The sequence below is a fragment of the Chlamydia ibidis 10-1398/6 genome, assembly GCF_000454725.1.
GTDB classification, from domain to species: Bacteria; Chlamydiota; Chlamydiia; order Chlamydiales; family Chlamydiaceae; genus Chlamydia; species Chlamydia ibidis.
On sequence record NZ_APJW01000004.1, the window covers coordinates 1 to 23,780 of the forward strand.

The window sequence follows — 23,780 nt, forward strand, 5'->3', positions numbered from 1 at the left end:
AGTAAAGCTGCTAGCCAAATCCAAGGCAAACTTCCTGGCCCTCCACATGTAATCGCTATAGCCATACCTGCAATATTCCCGGTACCAAAATTGCCAGCTAAAATGCCTGCAACTGCCTCATATCGAGATATTTTTCCACTTTGAACAGAGCCATGCTCTTCCTCGCTTTTCAACATTAAACTAAACCCCAAACGGAGAGAAGAAAATTGTAAGCCACGAAGTTTCCACGTCAATGCGCCACCCAACAATAGGATTATCGGGAAAACACCAAACGATATACAAACACTATTTAGGTATTCTAGAAAATATAACATTATCTCTCTCGCTGCTATTTGTTTTGTTCCTATTTGGAAAGCTAGATAGCAAACAGCTAAAGGCCTCCCATCCTCGTTCTTAGGGGAAAGGAAGCCTTATTTCGGAGATCTTAAGAAGGTTGAGATACTACGATATCAACAAGCTCAGGCCACCTTTCCCCGTGCACAATGGTGGACACGGACCCGGTATCTAGCCCTAGAGCGGAAGCAAACGCGGCAATGTCATCTTGAGTGATCACGCCTTTAGTAGCAGCTTCGGAAAAAACATTACTCAACTCAGTAATGAACATGTTCCAAATCCAATCACGCCCTTGCATCTTTTTGATTCCTTCAATAAGAGAGGGATGCTCAGCAAGGAACTTTAGTAAAGCCAAAGGATGAATCTCGCGAACTCGGGATAACGCGCTCATAATCTCGCCCTGCGACATAGCCAACGAAACAGAAGACTTTTCAGCAGCAGCAGTTACAACAAAGGAGATATCCTTCTTGTCCTGCTCTGTTATCTGATCTGTATACTGTTTAAAGTTAACCTGCACTTGATGCGTGTCCTTCCTACTAAATCGATTACGTCGCGCAAACAACCTACGCGAACGACGTGAATATTCCCTATTGTTTCTGGGTTTTTTAGAACTTTCCCCAAGTATAGCAGATTCGTTATTTATGTCTTTGGAGTTTTTTGATGCATAAAACCCACATGGATTCAAACAACAACTGCTTAAACCAGTAAGCAGAAGTAAACCACCAAAACTATACTTATAGATAAAGTTTTTCATCTCTTGTTATAAAGTTAAAAATAAAATTTATAATATTATAACAAAAATAGAATAAAAATATTAGAAATATAGTTATTTTAATAATAAAACCAAGATCTTTATAAAACTAAATCATATATGTAAATAAACTTTTAACGCGTCTCCTAGAAATGATTCTTGAGTTTCTCAAGTTGATTTGTTATTGGGCATTTTGTTATCAAAAGTAGGTTCCGTTTCAGCTATTTGCTAAGAGAATTTAACACAAAATTGGCCGTCAGAGGATCGTATGTTAAAAATCCTTAAATTTCGTAGTATTGTTTGTATAGGACTCTGTTCGTTAAGTATTCCTTACAATACTTATGCAGCTATGAGCTATCCTTCTACTATTTCGACGACAACATCCCTCTCTAGCAAATTAAAAATTGGCTCCGATGCTTGGATTGAGTCTAAGTTGCGCCAATATCCTGAACTCCTGTGGCTTACCGAACCCACTCCATTATCTAATACTTTAGAGAATCCTCTTGGTAGTGTTTTTTCTCCTGCTTTATTCGGAAAGCAGCTGCCAGCTTTGGATATAGCTCTTAGAAGCATGGTTACCCTACACTTGTTTATACAGGGCTCCCGTCAAGCATACACTCAACTATCACAGTTGTATACGACTGATGATCGTCTTACTTTCAAACAATTTCAGTCTGTCCATAGACAACTTATCCACTTTTTGAATTCTGCAAAGCAATTTGACGATATGCTTAAAATCCTAGAAACTGCGATTGTTTTGAGACATATTGGCTGTTCTGTCAAAGCTGCGGCCACATTCAAGCCCTACTTTTCAGAGTCGCATCTGGATGGATTTTATACTAAAGCTATGCACGTCTTACGTACATTCCCAGATTTGAGTCCTTCTTTTTCCCGTCTCTCTCCTGAACAAAAGGAAGTATTTTTCTCACTACGTCGTATGGCAAATTATAATATGTTGATGAATCTATCTAGCATGCCAACGACACAACTTCTTTCAGTTGGTAGATCGAAACGCTCATTGATCGTTCTAGATTTGTATCTCTATTCATTAGATATGTGCGGCACTCAGTCCTGCTCTCAAGAATTTTATCATAATTTCAGTCCCCTCCTTGCTATGCTACAACAGCATGCAACTGTGGAGGAAGCTTTTTCACGATACTTTACTTACAGAGCCAATCGTCTTGGCCTGGAAGGAGTTTCAAGAACCGATATGACTTTAGTAAGATTAGCAACCTTAATGCAACTGCCTTCCAATGAAGTTGCTAACCTTACATCGAGTTTTAAAGGCCTTCCTTTAGAAGAAGCAGAAACTCTAATTAACACTTTTTGTACACCTCAAGGCGAGCTTATTTCTCTAGAAATTCGTGGCCTTCCCAATCTAATTTCAGCAATCTCACAAGCTAATCTAGTTTCAGGAACAGCAACTCTAGAGAGCCGAGCACGACAAATTTATTCTACAACACTAGGATTGATTGTTAAAGGTTTACGCACACAGAAAGAAATGTTACAAAAGCAACTGCTTCCACAAGGAACCGTTCTAGATTTCTCAGAAACAGCTGTTTCTTGCGGCGGGTTAGATCTTAGTTCTGAAAATATAGCTGTGCGCATCCATCTTAATGGAAGTGTAAGTATTACCTTTTAGCTAATGTAGCAGTCTGCCTATAACTGTGAAAACAGTGTTCCCATTTCGATAGCTGTCATCATTCCTGAATTACCTAAATGCGTCCCTTTGATGCCTGCTCGTTGCCATGCAGAATCTACATTGGGGGCAGTGATTATTGAGAAGATGATAGGTGTAGAGAATTCGACGGACAACGCACTAATTTGAGCAGAAACCTGATTAGCGATGTGATCATAGTGATCAGTTTCTCCCTGAATTAATACACCACATGCAACAATCGCGTCATATTTAGTTCCTGAAATAAGGAGTTTCTTCAAAGTACAAGGAATTTCAAAAGCTCCTGGCACTCGAATAGTTGTTAACATCTCTTCGCTTCCGCCATATTTTAAAAACGTATTTTGTGCACCACTAACCAAAGAATCAGCTATTGGGCCATTAAAACAAGAACCTACAATAGCTATACGTAAACTATTTGCAGATAGACTTCCCTGAAGTTCTTTCATACCATCCTCGAATGTTTTCTTAAACATGCTCAGCATGAGATAAATCTATCCAATGCCCCATACGCTCTTTCTTCGTTCGTAAGTACGCTTTGTTTTCTGGTGATACTTTCACCGGCAAAGCCACTCTGTCTACGACTTCCAATCCAAACCCTTGAAGACCGAAATACTTGTTAGGATTATGTGTTATCAATTTAATCGTTGTCAATCCTAGATCAACAAGAATCTGAGCTCCGATACCATATTCACGAGAGTCTACAGGGAAACCAATTTTCAAGTTAGCATCTACGGTATCATATCCAAAATCTTGTAGAGCATACGCACGAACTTTATGCCCTAAACCTATGCCTCTGCCCTCCTGACCACGAAGATAGACAATGACTCCCTCGCCCTCTAGTGCTATATATTTCATAGCACTTCGTAATTGATGGCCACAATCACAGCGTATAGAACTCATAATATCTCCGGTCAAACACTCTGAATGTACGCGAACCAGAACATTTTGTTTTCCAAACACGTCTCCCTTGACAAGCGCGATGTGCTGCATCCCATCCAGTACAGATTCATAGACATGTATACTGAATTCTCCATAATCAGTAGGCAGTCTCGCTGAAGACACGCGATTAACAAGACGGTCTGAAAGCATGCGATAAGCAATCAAATCAGTTACGGATATGACAGAAATTCCATGTAATTTTGCAAACTGTAAAATTTCAGGAAGTCGCATCATAGAATGGTCCTCATTCACAAGTTCTGCGAGGACTCCACACGGTTGCATACCTGCTAGACGCATCAAATCCATAGCAGATTCAGTGTGCCCAGCTCTTTTTAACACACCACCTGGAGCACTTGCCAAAGGGAAGAAATGCCCAGGCTGTACAAAATCTTCAGCAGTACTTCGAGGATCGGCTAATAATTCAACCACCCTTGTTCTATCTGCTGCAGAGACTCCGGTTGTTACTCCTTTTGCAGCATCTATAGAAACGGTAAACGCTGTGCGAAATGGACAGCGATTCTGTTTCACCATGGGAGGCAATTGTAATGCCTCTAATCTTTCTGGCTCTAAAGCAGCACAAACAATCCCAGTAGTATGCCTAAGAAGAAAACTCATCTTTTCAACTGAAATTTTTTCTCCAGCGAGAATTAGATCTCCCTCATCTTCTCTAGAAGCTTCATCAACAACTATGACAAATTTACCTTGTGAAATGTCAGCTACGGCCTGGCCTATAGAAACAAAACCTGAATTTTGTTTCTCAGGAGAGTGACTATTACTGTGCATTACTAAAAATCCCTCCTTAACATACCCTCTAAACGATCAAAAAGAGAGGAATGCATTAAATCATGTAATTAAGATACAGCAAAGAAATACGTAATTAAAAAGCAACCATACTCTAAAATGAAATTGAAAAGAAGAAAGCTTAAAGATTTGTCCGCATAGCATCTATAAATAGGCTAATCCAATCTCATTTTCACTTCAAGTTTCGTTGGGAGGATAAAGGTCTGACGCATACCAACTAGTTTTTAAAGTATTTCCTATAATTTCGGTTTTGTGGATATAAAAAGATTTAGATGAATTTAGACGCAATCCTAAGTCCTTAAAAATAGGTTTACGCTGATTACCAAGAATTTTATTACCGTGATAAAGAACGAGAGAGTGTACTAAACCGCTGTTTAAAAATGAAGTATGTAGTGTTGAGCCGCCTTCAACAAGAATCTGCAATATATTACGCTTAGCAAGATGAGAGTAGACTTCACTTAGATCTACGCCAGACGGGGTGCGTTTTACTACCAAAGTAGATACTCCTAAGTTTTTTATACTTTCTAGATGTACCAGTGGACATGCCTCTGTTGTTACATACAAGGATTCGGGAGGGCCATGAAATATTCTTGAATCTAAGGGGACTCTGCCTTTACTATCCAAAACTACACGCAACGGTTGTCTAGGATATAAACTGCCGTCCGGATATCTTGCTGTAAGATATGGGTTATCAGAAATGATCGTGTCCGCTCCTGCGATAACTGCCTGAGAAAAGGCTCGCAGCTTACCAACATCTTCTCTGGCTTTACTGCATGTAATCCATTGAGAGCACCCATCTTGATCAGAAACTTGGCCATCAATAGAGGCTGCCGTCTTGATGACAACCCAGGGCTGCTTATGTTCTCTTTGGTAAAGATACGAGCGAAGGGAATCTTCTGCTTCTTTTCTTCCCACTCCTACATGCACTACAATCCCTGCTTTGCGTAGTTTAGCAATTCCTGATCCTGCAACACGCTCATCCGGGTCTATAACAGCTACATTCACAGCTGCGACCTTACTTTTTACGAGTAAATCTACACAAGGTGGCGTATGTCCATAGTGAGCACAAGGTTCTAGAGTGACGTAAACATGCGCTCCTTTTAGTGAGGAAGTGGCAGAATGAATAGCATTGCGTTCAGCATGAGGTTCACCCTGTGCTCTATGATATCCCTCTCCAATAATTTTATTATTCTTAGTGATGACACAGCCTACCCAGGGATTGGGAGGTGCAGAAATTTTCCCCTTTTCTCCTACTTCTATTGCCCTACGCATAAAAAATAGTTGTTGGTCAGAGAAATCTTCCATATACTTCATTTGGACAAAAATCTGATTCAAAGAGATACAAGAATGTTGGATATAAAATTAATACGCAAGGCACCTGAAGAATGTGAATCCCGTCTTCGTAAGAAAGATCCTAAAATTTCTTTAACTCCTATTCTTGACTTAGACAAAACTGTTCGTCAATTAAAGACAGAATCTGAAACTCTGCAGGCTCAACGAAAAAATTTATCAGCACAAATTTACAAAGCTAAGTCTCAAGAACACAACTGCGAGAATTTAGTAAAAGAAGTTGAAAGTATTTCTGAAAAGTTAAGCGAATTAGACAAGCAACTACATGAAAAAAATTCTTTACTACAAGATTTGCTGGTCCGTTTGCCAAACTACCCATACGATGATGTCCCTGTTTGTCCAGATAAATCTGGAAACAGAGTGATTAAGACAGTAGGAGCTGTTCCATCGTTTTCTTTTGCTCCTAAACATCATCTTGATCTAAACCAGAAGCTCGATATTCTGGACTTCAAACTACCTGCTAAAACAACAGGATCTGGCTGGCCTGCATATAAAAATCAGGGAGTTTTACTGGAATGGGCATTATTAACCTATCTAATGCATAAACAACAGGCTCATGGATTTCAATTATGGCTTCCCCCTCTTCTTGTAAAAAGGGATATCCTTTTTGGATCTGGGCAGATTCCTAAATTTGATGGGCAATACTACCGAGTTGAAGATGGAGATCAATCTTTATACCTTATCCCGACAGCAGAAGTAGTTCTTAATGGCTTCCATTCCCAAGAAATTTTTAACGAAAAAGACTTGCCTCTGTACTATGCTGCCTTTACCCCTTGTTTTCGTAGGGAAGCTGGTGCAGCCGGTTCACAAGAACGAGGTCTTGTTCGTGTTCATCAGTTCCATAAAGTAGAAATGTTTGCATTCACGACACCAGAACAAGAAGATGTCGCATATACAAAAATGCTAGCAATTGTTGAAGAGATTCTAACGGAGCTTGAACTCCCCTATCGCCTATCACTCTTGTCTACTGGGGATATGTCTTTCACTGCCGCTAAGACTATAGACGCTGAGGTCTGGTTACCTGGACAGCAAGCATTCTATGAAGTCTCATCCATTTCTCAGTGTACAGACTTTCAAGCTCGTCGTTCAGAAACTCGGTATAAGGACAAACAAGGCAAACTGCATTTTGTTCATACCCTAAATGGATCAGGACTGGCAACTCCACGTCTTTTAGTTGCGATTTTGGAAAATAACCAACAACAAGATGGATCTGTAATTATTCCCAAAGTCCTCCGCAAATACATCGGTGGCCAAGAAAAGTTACAATAGCTGACACTCGCACCTAAATTCTAAAGGATAGAGAACTAGGCATATTTGTGTTGTTGCAAAATTCCAAAGATGTGAGGCAATATAAGGCGAATTCATTGAGTCAAGGATAACACCCATGCAAACTGAGTCTCATGATCATTTCAAATCTCAAACTGCAGAGAATCATTTAAAATCTGTAAAGGACAAGAATAAAGTTTGCATAGGCGAACCTCATACAACAATCAAGGGTTTTATTTACCATTTAGCCAGTGACGCCCTCGCAACGGGAGTATTTTTATTTTTCATTCGCTCTCTATTTTTTTGTACCCCTATGTCTCATAACATAGGGAAAAAAATGCTGCTATCCTTAGGGATTGGTTGGGTTTTTTATCGAGGATGTTTGAAAGCTAAAAAAGCATGGTCTTATATGGAGCTTTCACACCGGTGCATGTTACAAGAAAAAAAAGAAATAGAGTCCAATCCCTTACAAGAGCGTCAAGAGTTGAAAGCTATATACGCTAACCATGGATTTAAAGGTGACTTGCTAGAAAGTATTGTTGATTACATAGCTTCAGATTCAACTTTGCTCTTAGATACCATGATTCGTGAAGAATTACATATCTCTATCGAAGATTTTCCGCATCCCCTAAAACAAGGAGGCACACGCTTCCTAGGCGGCATTATAGGGCTAGTCCTTTTCTTACCTTTTGTACTTTGTGCAAGTTATACTGTCGCCGGGATCATCTCCTCTCTCTTTATTCTGTCCCTGTCAGTAATAAAAGCTAAAATTTTGAATAACGATGTAATTACTGAGTCTATTTGGGTAGTAGGTATCTTTCTTACTTCGATCAGCATAACTTTAGCTTTAGTAAAATTGTTGTAATATGTAGGTAATCAAGTGTTTTCACGGCTATTTTCTACTCCATTTTCACCAGAAGTATTGGACACTTTTTTTGAATCAGGAATGTCAGAAGATAGCAGCCCGATGCTATCTCCCAAGAGTAGACTCCTAAGTCGTAATCTTTCTTTAAAGTCTGCTTGCCTTGCCTTAGTTATGTATCTTATTTCTCTAGGAGGATCTCTTTTCGGGTCTGAAGCTATTTCTAGACTTTTCATTGTGTTAACATTTTTCCTTGCTGGGACTCCTGCAGTAATTAAATCCTTAGATGATATCAGAAATAAGACCATAAACATTGATATCCTGATGACCTCAGCAGCATTCGGATCTATTTTCATTGATGGAGCCCTGGAGGGCGCTCTTCTTCTAGTACTGTTTACATTCTCAGAGGCTCTGGGATTAATGGTCTCAGGGAAAGCACGAAGTACCCTAGTATCTCTGAAAAATTTAACTCCCACAATGGCATGGATCGTTTTAGATAATGGAAATCTAAAAAAAACACCGATATCTCAAGTACAAGTTGGAGATGTGATTAGAACCAAAAGTGGAGAGATAGTGCCTTTGGATGGCGTGATTACTCATGGTTGTTCCTCAATTAATCTTATGCATTTGACAGGAGAAAAGGTACCAAAGTTTTGTCAAGTTGGTTCCATTGTCCCCGCTGGGGCGCGCAATTTAGAAGGAAGTTTTGATCTCAAGGTACTAAGAACTGGAGCAGATTCAACTATTTCTCACATCATTAATTTGGTTATACAAGCACAGAATTCTAAACCCCGATTACAAAAGAGACTAGACCAGTATGCTTCGATATATACTCTAGCAATTTTCGCTATTTCTGCGAGTATTGCGATTTTAGTTCCTCTATTTTCTTCTATTCCTTTTTTTGGTCCCAATAGTGCGTTTTACAGAGCTTTAGCTTTTTTGATAGCAGCTTCACCTTGTGCTCTAATTATTGCGATTCCTATAGCATATCTTAGTGCTGTAAATGCATGCGCTAAGAATGGTATTCTACTCAAAGGTGGGGTTGTTTTAGATCGCTTGGTATCATGCAATTCTATCGTTATGGATAAAACAGGAACACTAACAACTGGGGAGCTCACTTGTATGGGTTGCGACCTAATAGGTCCGAGCCACCCTAACTTTTTCTCTTTAATCCTATCTCTGGAGCAATCTTCCTCACATCCTATTGCTGAAGCAATTGTTACATACCTAACTAAACAACAAATAATTTCTCTGCCTGCAGATACATACCAAACAATTCCTGGTCATGGTGTTCAGGGAATATTTCAAGGAAACAAACTTTTCATTGGCAAAGTATCTACCGCACTACAAAGTGTAGATAAAAAATATGTCGATGAAATAACCGATCGAGTTAATTCTGCAAGGCAACGTGGAGAAATCTGTTCCCTTGCTTATTTTAATTCTTCCTGCGCGCTATTTTACTTTAAAGACGTCCCTCGCACCAATGCCAAAGCAATTATTGAAGAGTTGCAGAAGTCTGGTTATCCAGTGAGTATGTTGACAGGAGATCATCGTGTTAGTGCGGAAAACACAGCAAAAGTATTGGGAATTACAGAAGTATTCTCTGATCTATCTCCTGATGACAAACTTGATAAAGTACGTGAACTAGCAAAAAATCGTCATATTCTCATGGTTGGTGACGGTATTAATGATGCTCCTGCTCTGGCACAAGCTACCGTTGGAATTGCAATGGGAGAAGCGGGAAGCGCAACTGCAGTAGAAGCTGCAGACGTTGTTCTTTTGAATGATGCATTATCCTCACTACCATGGCTTATCCAAAAAGCAAAAAGTACCCAGAAAATCGTATCCCAGAACCTAGCTTTAGCTTTAGCAGTAATTTTTCTTGTTTCTTGGCCAGCATCTTTGGGTATGATTCCTCTTTGGCTTGCCGTAATCCTTCATGAGGGCAGTACGATTGTTGTTGGTTTGAACGCACTTCGATTGCTTAAATAGTCAATACTTTGCAAACCGACGACTATAAATACTCTGAAGAATCCCTAAGGAAGCCATTGTTGATATTACTGAAGATCCTCCATAAGAAATGAGAACTAGAGGAACTCCAGTAATCGGCAACAAACCACACATCATACTGATATTAATAAGAACATGCATTGACAAGTGTACAGTGATTCCTGCAGCGAGAAATTTACCAAAATCATCGACAGCTACAGCCACAGTACGACAACCAAAACAAATAAGGTAGTAGAACAAACCAAGGACACTTAAAAGTCCAAGTAAACCAAATTCTTCTCCTAATGCTGGAAATACAGAATCCGTATACCCATAAGGTAACCATCCTCTTCCCGCAAACTCTCCTGCTTTCCATCCTCTACCTTTTACCCCTCCTAAGCCTATAGATATAAGTGAAGCTTTTTGATGATGGTTTGACGGACTCAACCTTTCATATTGATACTCTTTTATTACCTTCAGAGCATAAGGTTTCACCTTCTCATGAGAAATAATCCCAGAAAAAATAAGTAGAGATGCAAGCATCCCTAAAGCAGCACATAATGCACAAAACTTAACAAATGGGGGATGGATATTGCCCAAATAGAAAATCACAAGAGTTACAGGACATAGGACTAATGCTGTACCTAGATCAGGTTCCTTTAAGATAAGAAAAAATGGGATAGCTACAACGAAAGAAGCTATTAGTACGGTAGATTTAGACGAAATAACTGATTTTCTAATATCGAGAGTATAGCTTAACATAATAACAACAACAAGTTTAGCGTACTCTGAAGGCTGAACACTAAGATGAATAAGAGGAATACGATACCATCTATGCACATTTTGAACAGCTGGCACAAAAAACAAACCCACTAAACTAAGGATCATTAAAAAATATAAAACCCATGCCCAACTTCTTAACTTATGATAATCAAGATACATGCATAAAAAGTACGCCATCCATCCTAGAATAAAGTGACGAATTTGCATTATACTTTTAGATGTTAATAACCCTTTTGATGATGTTACTAACATTGCTGAAGGATCCATAGATGAAATAACAACAATACTCAACATCATAAGCATGAAAACAACTGCAAATACCCAAGAATTGACATAGCTTAAATACTTCATATTGCTCATAATACCTGCACTTATTCTAGGAGTTTTAAATCTAAATAAAATATGAAAGTAATTTATTATGAAATAGCGAAAACTTCGTCTACTAATATAACTGCAAAAAAACTTATACCATTTTTACCTCCATACGCCCTGACCGTCATCTCTACTAAAAATCAAACTGCGGGGAGAGGGAAAATAGGGAGATCTTGGATATCAACACATAATGATATTACTATATCGTTATGTTTTTTTATTACAGATACAGGTATTGATTCCTCTAGGCTATTTCGTATGGGCACAACAATAGTCTTAAGCCTTGTTAATGAGTTAGGGATAGTTGGTGGGACTATTAAATGGCCGAATGATGTACTAATAAAAGGGGAAAAACTTGCTGGAGTACTTACTGAAACTATTCCTGTACGAAATTTCCTAGGAGTTATCCTAGGTATTGGCATTAATGGCAATACATCACACGAAGACCTGTCTCAGATAGATCAACCTGCTACATCATTAGCTATAGCATTAGAGAAACCTGTCAATCTTGAGCAAATACAATCTCGACTAATATATTATGCTACACGGAGTATTCAGGAGAATTTAGGTGTATTATTACCTCTGGAAACGGATCACCGGAAGATCAAAAAATCGGAATAAAAAAGCTACAGGCCAAAGAGTAATCTGCGTACGTTTTGCTAGATACTTATCAACAGCCTGTTCATAAGCCGCTGTCTCAAAAGCAAATAAATTATCTCGTGCCCAGAAATCTTCAATAACACCTACAATATCGTTATTACTATTGTGCATATTATCTAAAGAACTAATAACTATTTCCAACTTTGCGGATAGAGCTTGCTCCATTTCACTAAAAGCAAAAAGAATATCGTAACTATATTTTAAGAACTTTCTCCAAGACATTTTACGATAGGTCTCTAAAAACTCTATCTCACGAGATAAAGGTTGCCGCACTTCGTCTGAAGCAAGTAGTGATAAAGCTACCCTCTTTGCAAGAGCATGCGCAGTAAGTGCATACCAAGATAACATTATATTCTTCACTAGATAATAAAGTTGACAATAGGCTCCAATAAGAACGCCACAGAGAATACCGATCAACAAAACAAAAACAAGTAAAGCCATAGTAACTGGTATGACTAATAACTAATAAAAAAGCAACTAATCACTAAAGGTATGTAAGAAGTTCGGCATCCGTTAGTTCACGATATTCTCCGTAGCGTAATCCTCCTAGGACTAAACTGCCAATACGGATACGCTTTAGCTCTAACAAAGGTAAGCCCGCTGCTTCTGCAAACAAACGAATCTCGTGCTTTTTCCCTTCATTTACTACAATTTTTATCGTGCCTCTGCGAATTTTAGAAACAGAAACTGGACGCACTCGTTTCCCGTCAATAACAGTACCTTCCATGAGATCTTCGAGATTTTTTGCAGTAACATCCCTACTCACCTTCAACAGATATTCTTTAGTAATCCCGTAGGAAGGATGGATGATCTTGTTAGCGAATTCACCATCATTAGTCACTAAAATTAACCCTGAAGTCTCTTTATCGAGTCTCCCCACAGTAAAGACGCGGTAAGGAAGATGAGCAAACAAGTCAATAACAAGCTTAGTACCCGGGAATTTTTTTTCCGATGAGCACAGATAACCAAGAGGCTTGTGTACCATAAAGTAGACTTTTTTAGTCGCCCCTACACGTTGTCCAGCAATTTTAACGGTATCTTTTTGATCATCAACAAGAAGAAAAGGCCCCGGGGCGACGCGCCCATTCACTGTTACATTTCCTGAAAAAATAATTTCATCACATTTCCTTCTTGAAGCTACTCCTGCAGAAGCTAAAAATTTATTCAGGCGTACTTTTGGCATAACACACTCCACATGATGCATATATTTTGCCTAAGGACATAAATAGTGGTCTACTTTTCTTTGTAATTAAAAAAAATGTCCTAGACAAAAGTTTTTTTGTGCTTATTCTTAACTTCTCAAGCTTATGTTTTAGGAGACTATGAGCCTTCTCATTTTATTACGTCACGGTAGATCTGCATGGAACGAAAAAAATCTTTTTACAGGATGGGTTGATGTTCCTCTGACTCAGAAAGGAATAGACGAAGCTATGTCCGCTGGGGCAATAATCAAACATTTACCTATTGATTATATTTTTACATCTACCCTTGTACGCAGTCTGATGACAGCCCTATTGGCTATGACGCATCATATTTCGGGCAAAGTTCCTTATATCGTCCATGAAGATGACCTCCATAAAAGTATGAGTAAAATTTATAGCGACGAAGAAAAATATATGATTCCTGTATATCGTTCTAGTGCCTTAAACGAGCGGATGTACGGGGAGTTGCAGGGAAAAAATAAACAACAAACTGCTGAACAATTTGGAGAAGAACAGGTTAAAATATGGCGACGTAGCTATAATGTTGCCCCTCCCGGAGGAGAAAGTCTGTACGATACCAAGCAACGCACTCTTCCTTACTTTCAGAACACCATCCTGCCTCTAATACAAGATTCCAAAAATGTGTTTATATCAGCGCATGGTAATTCTTTACGTTCTCTCATCATGGATATAGAAAAATTAAGCGAAGACGAGGTACTCTCTTTGGAATTACCGACTGGGAAACCTATGGTGTACTCATGGACAGGCAACAGATTCGAACGATGTCTCGAACCGTTTGGTTGAATAATCAACAAGCAATCCCTCCTTCTGAGGAAGTCAAAGAAAGTTTTAAAACATATTCTGATCTTTTTTCGTCATCATCTTCATCACCCTTACGACTGCTTCACGAAACTGAGGAAGCAGCTCGTAAGCTAACGGGCTGTTTGGAATCCACTCACGTTTTTCGCTTTGTCCCTCACTTTCCTCATGCCACAGCAATCATTGTAGCTTCGTTATTGGAAAATTCCTCAGCTTTCCAAGGCAGAAATCATCTTTTAGTCCCCGCTCATGACCAGCAATATAGCATCGATGCTTTATGTCGTCGTCAAGGTTTAGGGACAACTTATGACTGGGTAACAGTAAATAATTCCGGTAGGATCACTCAGGAACAACTTATAGAAAGCTTAACTCCGAGAACATTGCTGTTCTCTTTGTCAGCGGCAAATGGAATGACAGGAATTATTGAACCCTTAAAGGATTTATTGTCCTTGTGTAAGGAACGCGGAGTCATCTCTCATGTTGATCTTTCTGATATTCTGGGACGAGCAAAATTAACTAACCAAATACTGAACGCCGATATATTAACCTTCTCATCCTTAGCATTAGGAGGAATAGGGAACATTGGAGGCATGTTTATAAAAAAATCTTTGAGTAAATTTTTCTCTCTTTGGCTACCTGAATCTCCTTGTGGAAGTTTATGTTTAAGCTCAGTCGCGGCAATGAAAATAGCTTGTCAAGAAAGAGCATCCTCTCTTTCTTCTTTAATACTGTCTTCGGTAAACTTACGTATGGCGTTATCCAGGGAATTAAAAACGGTTATTCCTAATTTAGAAATCCTTTTCCCTAATTTAGAAAACCAGCTTCCGAATGTAATGGTGATTGGTTTTCCAAACATACCTACAGAGAGTATTGGGTTCTTTTTACATCAACAAAGCATCTATCCGGGATTAGGGTATGAACGCTTCCAACCCTTATCGCAAGTTCTCCAAAACTGCGGAGTGTCTCCTACTCTCTGTCACTCCTCTCTCCATTTTTCATTTACGGAACGAACTAAACCAGATCACTTCTCCATCTTAGCACGAGCTATTTCTGAAGGAACTAAACACTTACAACCAGCTATTGCGAGTGCGCTATGACAATACCTTTCCAACCAATTGCTTCTTGGGTAGCAGCCCCTCCTAAAGTTATCAAAAAATTCCGAAAATTCTATTGCGGAGGTAGTTTTTCCTCTGAAGATGCAGAAACTAAAAATGCCTACCTAATTATTGGGAAGCAAGGGCACCATCTCATGGGGAACTGTGTAATTTTTTTCTGGCTAGTTGATAAAGAAAATGGAAAAATCATTGATGCGAAGTTTCAATACTTTGGTCATCCCTATCTTCTTATTTTGGCTGAAATCACTTGCAATCTCATTATTGGGAAGACTTACGCACAAGCCTACAATGTTACCATCAATGACATAGATAAAGAGCTGCGCGTTCAAGAAAATAAGCCCGCGTTAATAGATACTTATTCTCCTCTGTACCATTTCATCATTGATGCTTTAGACATTGCAGCAGAACAATGCATGGATATTCCTTTAGCAGATGGTTCGCTCCCTCTTCAAGAAGGCACGTTTCCTAACATATCAGAAGATGCGCACCCTTTCACCGAGGAAGTTTGGACTTCTTTATCACAAGAAGCCAAAATACAAGCTCTTAGGAACACAACTGAAGAGAAAATTCTTCCCTATGTAGCGTTAGACGGTGGAAGCGTGGTTATAGAAAATCTAGAAAATAATATTGTAACAATTGCCTACTCTGGAAACTGTTCAGGATGTTTTTCTGCTATAGGTTCTACTTTGAACTCAATAGGTTACCTGCTTCGCACCCACGTTTATCCTGAGCTACAAATTAGGGTCAATGAATCTTCTTTGAACTTTTCCACTAATATAAGCAATACCAGTGAATCTTAATTGGCTATTATTGCTAGAGAATTGTCAAGAATTCATGTTTTTTGATAGAGAGTAATGAAATGTTAAGAATCTCATTAATATTTTATTATTTTTCCTGAGGATGGTCGTGTTTCTTCAATTCTTAAAAAAGAAGTTCTCACTATTGAGGATTTCTCCATTATATTTTTTTGCTCTTGGAGGATTAGGGCTGACTATTTTTCTAGGAAAAACACCAACGTCATCTCTTTCTTCCTCTTACCCACAATCAGAAAAGAAAACAACTAGTTGGTTTAAATTAACACAAGTTGGCAATCCAAAACTTTTAGAATCTCTAGTAAAAAAAGAACAACTAGAGAAAGATTTAACTAACTTTGAACCAATTGCCAATGCAACAGTAGCAATATCCTTATCAGAAGAAGAAGAAGTCTCTCCCCAACTCTCTGCTATTCTCACTCTTAAAAAAGATGCAGTCTTATCTCCATCTCTTCGCCAGTCTATTATAGATTATCTTGTAAGTAGTGTATATGGATTGCAAAAAGAGCATATCACTCTGTCTGATAATTTTGGACAGATCTATTCAGACAATATTGCATATCCGAACCCAGCAAGTTTATCACGAGCAAAGGAATACTTAAGTAAACTGTTACCGCAACGACATTTCACTTTGCTTCACTTAAACACAGAGGGCTCGCCCATAATACAATTTTTAATTAACGAGAATTACATCAATAGTCTGCAAAAAAATAAACGAGAGAGAATTTTACAACACTCTCTTAATTACATAAATCAAACATTGGATAATGGGAATACAGTACAAGTAGAAATCTTACCATTCTCTAAGGATACGACAAACCGGACTCTCATATTACAGTTTATCATTGGTGGAATGGTTTTATTGTCTAGCCTCGCGATTGTAGGACTGGCGAGTTTTTATCTTGCTAGTTATGCATATGAAGCTATCCCTAAAGATCCCAAAAAAATAAAACGAGGAATAAATATAGGGAAGCTGGTAGAGATCTTACAAAAAGAGTCGCCCGAAAAAATCGCTCTAATACTTTCATATCTAGACCCTAAAAAAGCTGATGAACTCTTTAAACAACTACCAGAATCGACTCAAAAACAAGTATTGGAAATACAACAATAATTAGAATTAGGTATGCATTGTGACAACGTCCCAACCCCCTGGTTCTCTTTCAGATACTCAAGACTCTCCCAAAAGTAAAGATTGGGACGATGGATTCTCACAAGGTTTTCTGGAAGGCAGTATCTCTGGCCATGAGGAAGCTTTTCAAGAGCTTCTCTCTTTGATTCAGATTTTCAGGAAGCTTTCTATTCACATGCTTTCTGAAATAGAAAAAATTACTCATCATCTAAAACCTGATCTTCTTGAACTAGCGATTCTGACTTGTGAGAAATTTTTGTACCGCAAATTGGACGATACAGAAGAACTTAGTCTACTATTGTCTGCAGCGCTTCAACAGCATACTACTCTACAATCTCTATCACCTATAAAAGTCTTCCTTCATCCCGATGATCATCAAAAACTTAGTGACTGGATGGTAACACATGAATTTCCAATGATCAAACATGTAGAGTTTCTCTCTGATATTTCTTGTAAAAAATCTAGTTACAAGCTCGTGCTTCCCTCTGGAGTATTAAGACAAGAAATAGGAGAAGAATTAGATCATTTGCTTTCTGTTTTAACAACATGACACACCTAAATTACGAAAAATCTCAGCTTAATTATTGGCAACCTTATCGCGCTTGTGGATTTTTATCAAAAGTCTCAGGAAATCTTATGGAAGCTGAAGGATTATCAGCATGTTTGGGTGAGCTTTGCAAAATTTCCTCTTTGCGCCATCCTGACATCCTTGCAGAAGTAATAGGATTTAATAGCCAAACGACGTTATTAATGTCTTTGTCTCCTATGTATTGTGTAACTCTGGGTGCAGAAGTCTTACCATTACGACGCCCTCCCTCACTACATTTATCAGACCATTTACTTGGACGTGTTATTGATGCTTTTGGGAACCCCCTGGATAATAAAGAACCCTTACCCAAAACTCACTTAAAACCACTGATTTCCCCTCCTCCTGCACCAATGACACGGAAACCTGTCAAAGATATCTTTCCTACAGGAATCAAAGCTATCGATGCATTTCTGACATTGGGGAAAGGTCAAAGAATTGGCATCTTTTCAGAACCAGGCAGCGGTAAATCTTCTTTGCTATCTGCCATTGCTTTAGGAGCTCAATCAACTATTAACGTGATAACACTTATTGGTGAAAGAGGTAGAGAGGTACGTGAGTACATAGAAAAACACAAATCAGATTTAGAACAAAAACGAACAATTATTGTAGCTTCTCCGGCTCATGAAACAGCTCCAACAAAGGTCATTGCTGGCAGAGCAGCTATGACCATTGCAGAATATTTTCGGAATCAGGGAAATGATGTTTTATTTGTCATGGACTCATTATCAAGATGGATTGCAGCCCTGCAAGAAGTGGCCCTAGCAACAGGAGAGACATTAGCTGCACACCACTATGCAGCCTCAGTTTTTCATCACGTTGCAGAGTTTATAGAACGGGCTGGCAATAATGACTGTGGATCGATCACAGCACTTTATGCCATACTATACTATCCTGATCATCCTGATATATTTACAGACTATTTGAAATCACTATTAGATGGTCATTTTTTCCTAACCAACCGCGGTAAATCCCTAACCTCTCCTCCTATTGATATTCTTTCCAGTCTTTCTAGGTCTGCACGGAGTATAGCTCTTCCTCATCATTACGCAGCCGCTGAAAAACTAAGGTCTCTTTTAAAAATCTATCAAGAAGCTTTGGATATTATTCAACTCGGTGCGTATACACCTGGGAATGATAAAGATCTCGATGATGCTGTTAAATTGATTCCTAGCATCAAAGCTTTTCTTTCCCAACCATTATCAAATTACTGCTACTTAGAGAACACTCTAAAACAATTGGAGGATTTGGTTGATAATGAGTCGCATGCTAACTAATCTCATAACTGTTCTAAAAACGAGAATTTATCATGCATCGTCTAATTTCTATTTAGACAAAAACAAAGATCAACTTCTATTAGATCACTTACAGCATATACAAACACGTATAACATATACCTCTAAGTTACGTGAGGAACATTTTTTATATAGGAATAACATTGAACACTACGATAGGCTTTTAGAACACTTGCAAACATTACAGTCATCTATTTATAAACAACACAATGCCTACTGCAGAATATGTAAAGAACATCAAAGCAAATTACTCGCTTTAATTAATCGCAGAAAAATTATCGAAAAGATCAGGAACAATAAGTATTCTAACATCAAGAGATAGGAACGCAAGGCTAGCTGTAATGACCGACTCTGTAATCTTTCCGTCTATTTTGGAAATGTCCCCACTCAAAGAAAAACTCAAATCAATTAATCAAGAACATTTATTAGATTTCTGGCCCACACTTTCTCCCAAACAACAACAACGACTCTCTAGCCAAATAACCTCTATTGATGTTGAATTTTTCAACAAGCAACGCCTACTAGTTAAAACACCTAAATCCTGTCTAAAATCTTTTCGTCCTTTAACTTCATTTGGTTCTTCTGGAGAAGATCCTAAAAGAAGTGAAATAGGGACAAAGTTGTTGGAAAAGAAAAAAGTAGCTTGCGTAGTTCTTGCTGGAGGTCAAGGTTCTCGTTTAAAGTGCGATGGACCAAAGGGACTTTTCCCAGTCTCACCCCTTAAGAAAAAACCCTTATTTCAATTGGTTGCGGAAAAAGTTTGTGCTGCCAGTAAGCTGGCAAATCAGCCTTTGCCGTTAGCCTTTATGACTTCTCCACTAAATAATAGACAAACGCGTTCGTACTTTGAGTCTAATGATTATTTCGGCCTTGATCCTCATCAGGTTGATTTTTTTTGTCAGCCTTTATGGCCTCTCCTATCCAAAGATGGAGACCTCTTCTTAGAGGATGTGGATACACTTGCTCTAGGCCCTAATGGTAATGGTTGCTTAGCAACCTTATTGTGTACATCCGGTTTATGGAATAAATGGCACAGCTCTGGCATAGAAATGGTAAGCGTGATTCCTATTGATAATCCTCTTGCTCTCCCTTTTGATGTCGAGCTTTGCGGTTTTCATGCTATGGAAAACAATGATGTGACTATAAAAGCTGCTTTACGCCAAACAGCTATTGAGGATGTGGGTATTCTTGTAGAATCATATGATTCTGGTAAAACCTCAGTAATAGAGTATTCGGAAATTCCAATAGATGAACGCTACGCAACTCATCCTGATAATACATTAAAATACTGTCTTGCAAATATTGGTCTCTATTGTCTCTCTATGGACTTCATTGCTGGAGCTGCTCATAAAGAGCTTCCTCTATATAAAGCGTATAAATATGCCAAGCGTTTAGATACTCCCCATTGCTCAGAAAAAAATTCATGGAAATTTGAAGAATTTATCTTTGACCTATTTCGTTATAGCCAGCGATGCCGAACACTTGTATATCCTCGACAAGAATGCTTTGCCCCATTAAAAAACCTTGAAGGGAATTATAGCCTAGCAACTGTGCGTGAGGCATTATCTGCAAGAGAAAGACAAATCTTCCATAAGGTCACCGGAAAACGACTTTCTCCAAACACAACATTTGAATTAGAAGCTGATTTCTATTATCCTTCAACCTCTACTTCCTTACACTGGGAAAATAAAGCGTTTTTCGAGGAACCATTTTTTGAGGCTTCATGAAAGAAAAAATTGCCTATCTAGGCATGGGAATTTGGGGCTTTTGTCTTGCCTCTCTATTAGCTAATAAAGGTTTTCGTGTTGTAGGTTGGGCACGCAACCCTGATTTAGTTGATGAACTTCGCACAAAAGCCCGCCATCCTTTAGCTCCCGACATACCTATTCACCCAAATCTCTCATTCACCACAGATATGCAGGAAGCTATTTCTGGGGCTTCCATGATTGTAGAAGGTGTATCATCAGCGGGAATTCGTCCAGTTGCTGAACAAGTTAGGGCTATTACAAACTTACAAGTGCCATTTGTTATAACATCTAAAGGGATTGAACAAGATACCGGCTTACTTCTAAGTGAAATTTGCCTAGAAGTTTTTGGTAAAACTGCAGCACAATATCTTGGTTACTTAAGTGGTCCGTCCATTGCAAGAGAAGTCTTAAAGGGATGTCCGTGTTCAGTAGTAATTAGTGCCTATAATTCAGATACCTTGAAGAAAATCCATCAAGCCTTTCTTACTCCAAAATTTCGTGTTTATCCGAATAGCGACTTAAAAGGAGTAGCTTTAGGAGGAGCCCTAAAAAATATTATTGCTATAGCTTGTGGAATTTCAGATGGCTTTCAATTTGGTGATAACGCCAAGTCTGGATTAGTGACACGAGGTCTTCACGAAATTCGAAAGCTTGCAACAATTATGGACTGCCGCCCCGATACCCTTTACGGACTTGCAGGACTTGGAGATCTGTGTACAACCTGCTTTTCTTCCCTAAGTAGAAACACGAGATTTGGTAAATTAATTGCTGAGGGACGTACATTCGAGCAAGCTAAAGCAGAAATTGGCATGGTAGTTGAGGGCGCCTATACCGCGCTATCGGCTCATCAGATTGCCAAACACCATAAAATTGAAATGCCAATTACCACTGGCATCTATCGTGTACTCTATGAGAATTTAGATCTTAAAGAAGCCATTGCTACGCTTTTACAAAGGAATACTAAAGAAGAGTATCTTTAATATCTTATCACCACTGAAGGACTTTTCATTTGTACATTTTTTTGTCATTTGATAAAGGTGTGTTTATCACATGCAGTAAATAAGGCCATCGACTAAATGAACAGCAAGCTGGTGAAGCGCCTACGTTTGGCAACTTTGTCTTTCTTAGCCCTATCTGGAGCCTTTTCTTCTTCCTTGTATGCAACGCCTGCAGGGAATCCTGCGACTCCTGTTCTTCCAGGAATAAACCCTGAGCAACAAGGTTGGGGAGCTTTAGAGCTTTGTCGATCTTATGATTTGTTCGCGGCATTAGCTGGTAGTTTAAAAGTGGGTTTCTGTGGAGACTATATTTTTTCAGAAAGCAGTAGAGTTAGCGATGTTCCTGTTATTACCTCAGTGACCACTCTATCTGGTTCAGGCCCAGCAACTCAGGTCATATCCACAGAAAAAACTATGGACTTTGATCTTACGAATTCTCGTACGAATGTGAGTTGCGTATTCGCATCGATTTCTCTGCAAGACATATCATCAGTGTTTATCCCGTTACTTGACGTCAGTTTTGAAGTCAAAATTGGTGGGTTGAAAGACTACTGCCGTCTACCCGTGAATGCCTATAGAGATTTTACTTCTTCGCCTTTGGCTACGGAATCCCAAGCAACTAATGGATTGATCGAAATGCAGACCAATTATGGTTTTGTCTGGGATCTATGCCTAAGAAAAATTTTATGGAAAGATGGTGTATCCTTCATCGGGGCTAGTGCATCTTATCGTCATGCTGCCTGTCCTATTGATTACGTTGTCATACACAATCAGGCTAACCCAGAAGTGTTTTTTGCCGATTCCAATGGGAAAATGAGCCACAAAGAATGGGGGGCTCATTTAGGCATGACTACCTATGTCAATGATTATATCCTTCCTTATATTGGTGTAGGGGTGGGCAATACTACCCGCATGGCCCCAGCTGACTGCTTCAACCGTTTAGAAAGCGAATTTACAAATCTAAAATTCAAAGTTCGCAAAATCAATAGTTACCGTAGAGTCATGTTTTGTTGTGGAGCAACAAGTTGCCCATCTAACAACTTCTTCTATACTGTGGAAGGACGCTGGGGATGCCAACGTGCTGTTCATGTAGCTGGAGGATTTCACTTCTAACGGCAACCTGAAATCAATGTCCTATACACATTGTGCATAATCTTTAGCGATGCTGATACTAGGTTCCATTCTTGTTGCATGGCTCTAAGCTGGAGTTCTAACATAATTTGAGTAGTTTGCGCTAGATCACCATAATTTTGGACATCTGATAGACATTGATTAAAGAAGTTTAGCAAGCCTCCTTTCGTAGTTCCAGTCTCAATATCTATTTCACCATCAACAACTAAACCCTCAAGAGTTTGAATTTCAACAACAGAAAAATCAGACCCCATGATTTGATACGAAGGCTCATACACTGAAGATCCTGGAATAAACACCAAACTGTTCAAACTGTTCATAAGTTTCTTCATTTGCACTAAGCAAATTTCCAACTCTTTTATATAAGAATTTGCAGATTCTACCAATTGTGTTTTCTGAGCTTCGGATAAGCTAGGATTACTATTAATATTTTTGATTATTTTACCCAACAATACGGTAGCTTGCTCTGCGTTCTTAATATCATTCCGCAATGCTAGCCGCTCTTCTTCAAAACGGTTTTTCACCATTTGATATCCGTACTTAAAATTGGACGTTCCAGAAGTTTGGGAGATATAGGAACCTAAATTATAGACAATGGGAGCCGAATTAAACGTTTTAACAGCCTCTAACAAGGGGCTAAACAAGTTCTGAGCATATCCAGAAAGATTAAGTTCCTGACCTAAAGCATATAGGGCAGATTCTTGTGATGGGATATATTTATCTAAAAGAATGTAAGCAAAAGCTGACTGGAAGGGCATTTTGTTAATAACAGAATTACCACTTTCATCTGGATGTAATTCAGGAGCTGTTGTCAAAGCCTTAGGAGATACTTTATCAAAATGTGCCTGAAATGCCTTCTTTTCTTGCTTACGCATTTCCTTACTATTCTGCTCAGCTAATGTAGTTTGAAGCAAAGCCATTTCTGCTCCACTCTGCAGAAATTCACGATTCAATGAATCTATTAATTCTTGACGCAAGCCTAAAATACTAGCTTCCTTTAATAAATCCTGAAACACTTGCAACTGATGAGCAATTTCATTCACTTTTGTATAGTCCGCTGCAACCTCAGCAGGAGATACACGACGCTCTGATTCTATAGGTCTTTCTCTTAAGTAAGAGTAGGGTTGATATCTCTCTATAAAAGGCGTGTCCATAATCGCT

The 23,780-nt window shown here is 38.8% G+C and carries 23 protein-coding genes; 14 read left to right on the forward strand and 9 right to left on the reverse strand.

The window, feature by feature from the left end:
• A partial coding sequence (locus tag H359_RS04600) for a Na+/alanine symporter (protein ID WP_040434106.1) occupies window positions 1-314 on the reverse strand: 314 nt, incomplete at its 3' end.
• Window positions 315-424: 110 nt separating this feature from the next.
• On the reverse strand, window positions 425-1,087 hold the full coding sequence (locus H359_RS04605) for a hypothetical protein (protein WP_020370591.1): 663 nt from the start codon (window positions 1,085-1,087) through the stop codon (window positions 425-427).
• A gap of 346 nt (window positions 1,088-1,433) precedes the next feature.
• On the opposite strand from H359_RS04605, the gene H359_RS04610 reads away from it, so the two are divergent.
• Complete coding sequence (locus H359_RS04610) at window positions 1,434-2,726, forward strand: hypothetical protein (RefSeq protein WP_238318219.1); 1,293 nt, start codon at window positions 1,434-1,436, stop codon at window positions 2,724-2,726.
• Between the two features lie 17 nt (window positions 2,727-2,743).
• On the opposite strand, the gene ribH is transcribed toward H359_RS04610, so the two are convergent.
• From ribH to ribD, 3 genes are all read right to left on the reverse strand, one after another.
• Window positions 2,744-3,208 (reverse strand): 6,7-dimethyl-8-ribityllumazine synthase, encoded by a 465-nt coding sequence (ribH, locus tag H359_RS04615; RefSeq protein ID WP_020370593.1) that lies wholly within the window; start codon window positions 3,206-3,208, stop codon window positions 2,744-2,746.
• A 19-nt stretch (window positions 3,209-3,227) separates the two neighbouring features.
• Window positions 3,228-4,484, reverse strand: coding sequence for a bifunctional 3,4-dihydroxy-2-butanone-4-phosphate synthase/GTP cyclohydrolase II (locus H359_RS04620; RefSeq protein ID WP_020370594.1), 1,257 nt, complete (start codon window positions 4,482-4,484; stop codon window positions 3,228-3,230).
• Between the two features lie 195 nt (window positions 4,485-4,679).
• Window positions 4,680-5,807 carry a bifunctional diaminohydroxyphosphoribosylaminopyrimidine deaminase/5-amino-6-(5-phosphoribosylamino)uracil reductase RibD gene (gene ribD / locus H359_RS04625; protein WP_020370595.1) on the reverse strand — a complete coding sequence of 376 codons (1,128 nt, stop codon included), beginning with the start codon at window positions 5,805-5,807 and terminating at the stop codon, window positions 4,680-4,682.
• A 42-nt stretch (window positions 5,808-5,849) separates the two neighbouring features.
• Here ribD and serS point away from each other — a divergent pair, with 42 nt between their 5' ends.
• The 3 genes from serS to H359_RS04640 all read left to right on the forward strand — a co-directional run bounded on the left by serS (window position 5,850) and on the right by H359_RS04640 (window position 9,972).
• The gene (serS, locus tag H359_RS04630; protein ID WP_020370596.1) at window positions 5,850-7,121 is read left to right on the forward strand and encodes a serine--tRNA ligase; all 1,272 of its coding nucleotides are present in this window, start codon (window positions 5,850-5,852) and stop codon (window positions 7,119-7,121) included.
• A 115-nt stretch (window positions 7,122-7,236) separates the two neighbouring features.
• Window positions 7,237-7,983: a VIT1/CCC1 transporter family protein gene (locus tag H359_RS04635; protein ID WP_020370597.1), complete on the forward strand. Its 747-nt coding sequence runs from the start codon at window positions 7,237-7,239 to the stop codon at window positions 7,981-7,983.
• A 15-nt stretch (window positions 7,984-7,998) separates the two neighbouring features.
• Window positions 7,999-9,972, forward strand: coding sequence for a cation-translocating P-type ATPase (locus tag H359_RS04640; RefSeq protein WP_020370598.1), 1,974 nt, complete (start codon window positions 7,999-8,001; stop codon window positions 9,970-9,972).
• Here the strand turns inward: H359_RS04640 and H359_RS04645 are convergent, their stop codons facing one another.
• Complete coding sequence (locus tag H359_RS04645; RefSeq protein ID WP_035392223.1) at window positions 9,973-11,112, reverse strand: FtsW/RodA/SpoVE family cell cycle protein; 1,140 nt, start codon at window positions 11,110-11,112, stop codon at window positions 9,973-9,975. It lies immediately after the preceding gene.
• Between the two features lie 42 nt (window positions 11,113-11,154).
• On the opposite strand from H359_RS04645, the gene H359_RS04650 reads away from it, so the two are divergent.
• The gene (locus H359_RS04650) at window positions 11,155-11,745 is read left to right on the forward strand and encodes a biotin--[acetyl-CoA-carboxylase] ligase (RefSeq protein ID WP_020370600.1); all 591 of its coding nucleotides are present in this window, start codon (window positions 11,155-11,157) and stop codon (window positions 11,743-11,745) included.
• On the opposite strand, the gene H359_RS04655 is transcribed toward H359_RS04650, so the two are convergent.
• Both H359_RS04655 and H359_RS04660 read right to left on the reverse strand, forming a co-directional pair.
• Window positions 11,701-12,225 carry a hypothetical protein gene (locus tag H359_RS04655; RefSeq protein ID WP_035392225.1) on the reverse strand — a complete coding sequence of 175 codons (525 nt, stop codon included), beginning with the start codon at window positions 12,223-12,225 and terminating at the stop codon, window positions 11,701-11,703. The two genes, H359_RS04650 and H359_RS04655, sit on opposite strands and share 45 nt — an antisense overlap.
• Before the next feature lie 43 nt (window positions 12,226-12,268).
• On the reverse strand, window positions 12,269-12,967 hold the full coding sequence (locus H359_RS04660) for a pseudouridine synthase (protein WP_020370602.1): 699 nt from the start codon (window positions 12,965-12,967) through the stop codon (window positions 12,269-12,271).
• A gap of 139 nt (window positions 12,968-13,106) precedes the next feature.
• Here H359_RS04660 and H359_RS04665 point away from each other — a divergent pair, with 139 nt between their 5' ends.
• The 9 genes from H359_RS04665 (at window position 13,107) to H359_RS04710 (ending at window position 22,601) form a co-directional block, all read left to right on the forward strand.
• The gene (locus H359_RS04665; RefSeq protein WP_020370603.1) at window positions 13,107-13,790 is read left to right on the forward strand and encodes a 2,3-bisphosphoglycerate-dependent phosphoglycerate mutase; all 684 of its coding nucleotides are present in this window, start codon (window positions 13,107-13,109) and stop codon (window positions 13,788-13,790) included.
• Complete coding sequence (locus tag H359_RS04670) at window positions 13,745-14,902, forward strand: aminotransferase class V-fold PLP-dependent enzyme (protein ID WP_020370604.1); 1,158 nt, start codon at window positions 13,745-13,747, stop codon at window positions 14,900-14,902. Before H359_RS04665 ends, H359_RS04670 begins: the two co-directional genes overlap by 46 nt.
• A complete protein-coding gene (locus H359_RS04675; protein ID WP_020370605.1) occupies window positions 14,899-15,720 on the forward strand; it encodes a NifU family protein in 822 nt (273 codons plus the stop codon). Before H359_RS04670 ends, H359_RS04675 begins: the two co-directional genes overlap by 4 nt.
• A 106-nt stretch (window positions 15,721-15,826) precedes the next feature.
• Window positions 15,827-16,843 (forward strand): secretory of YscJ/FliF family protein, encoded by a 1,017-nt coding sequence (locus H359_RS04680; RefSeq protein WP_020370606.1) that lies wholly within the window; start codon window positions 15,827-15,829, stop codon window positions 16,841-16,843.
• 19 nt (window positions 16,844-16,862) lie between these two features.
• Window positions 16,863-17,411, forward strand: a complete 549-nt coding sequence (locus H359_RS04685) for a FliH/SctL family protein (protein WP_020370607.1) — start codon at window positions 16,863-16,865, stop codon at window positions 17,409-17,411.
• Window positions 17,408-18,724 (forward strand): FliI/YscN family ATPase, encoded by a 1,317-nt coding sequence (locus H359_RS04690; protein ID WP_035392227.1) that lies wholly within the window; start codon window positions 17,408-17,410, stop codon window positions 18,722-18,724. The genes H359_RS04685 and H359_RS04690 overlap by 4 nt, the downstream gene beginning before the upstream one ends.
• 359 nt (window positions 18,725-19,083) lie before the next feature.
• Window positions 19,084-20,469 carry a UTP--glucose-1-phosphate uridylyltransferase gene (locus tag H359_RS04700; protein ID WP_020370609.1) on the forward strand — a complete coding sequence of 462 codons (1,386 nt, stop codon included), beginning with the start codon at window positions 19,084-19,086 and terminating at the stop codon, window positions 20,467-20,469.
• Window positions 20,466-21,470, forward strand: coding sequence for an NAD(P)H-dependent glycerol-3-phosphate dehydrogenase (locus tag H359_RS04705; protein WP_020370610.1), 1,005 nt, complete (start codon window positions 20,466-20,468; stop codon window positions 21,468-21,470). The genes H359_RS04700 and H359_RS04705 overlap by 4 nt, the downstream gene beginning before the upstream one ends.
• A gap of 96 nt (window positions 21,471-21,566) precedes the next feature.
• A complete protein-coding gene (locus H359_RS04710; RefSeq protein ID WP_020370611.1) occupies window positions 21,567-22,601 on the forward strand; it encodes an outer membrane protein B in 1,035 nt (344 codons plus the stop codon).
• On the opposite strand, the gene H359_RS04715 is transcribed toward H359_RS04710, so the two are convergent.
• Window positions 22,598-23,776 carry a CT620/CT621 family type III secretion system effector gene (locus tag H359_RS04715; RefSeq protein WP_407918998.1) on the reverse strand — a complete coding sequence of 393 codons (1,179 nt, stop codon included), beginning with the start codon at window positions 23,774-23,776 and terminating at the stop codon, window positions 22,598-22,600. The genes H359_RS04710 and H359_RS04715 overlap by 4 nt on opposite strands.
• Window positions 23,777-23,780 lie beyond the last annotated feature (4 nt).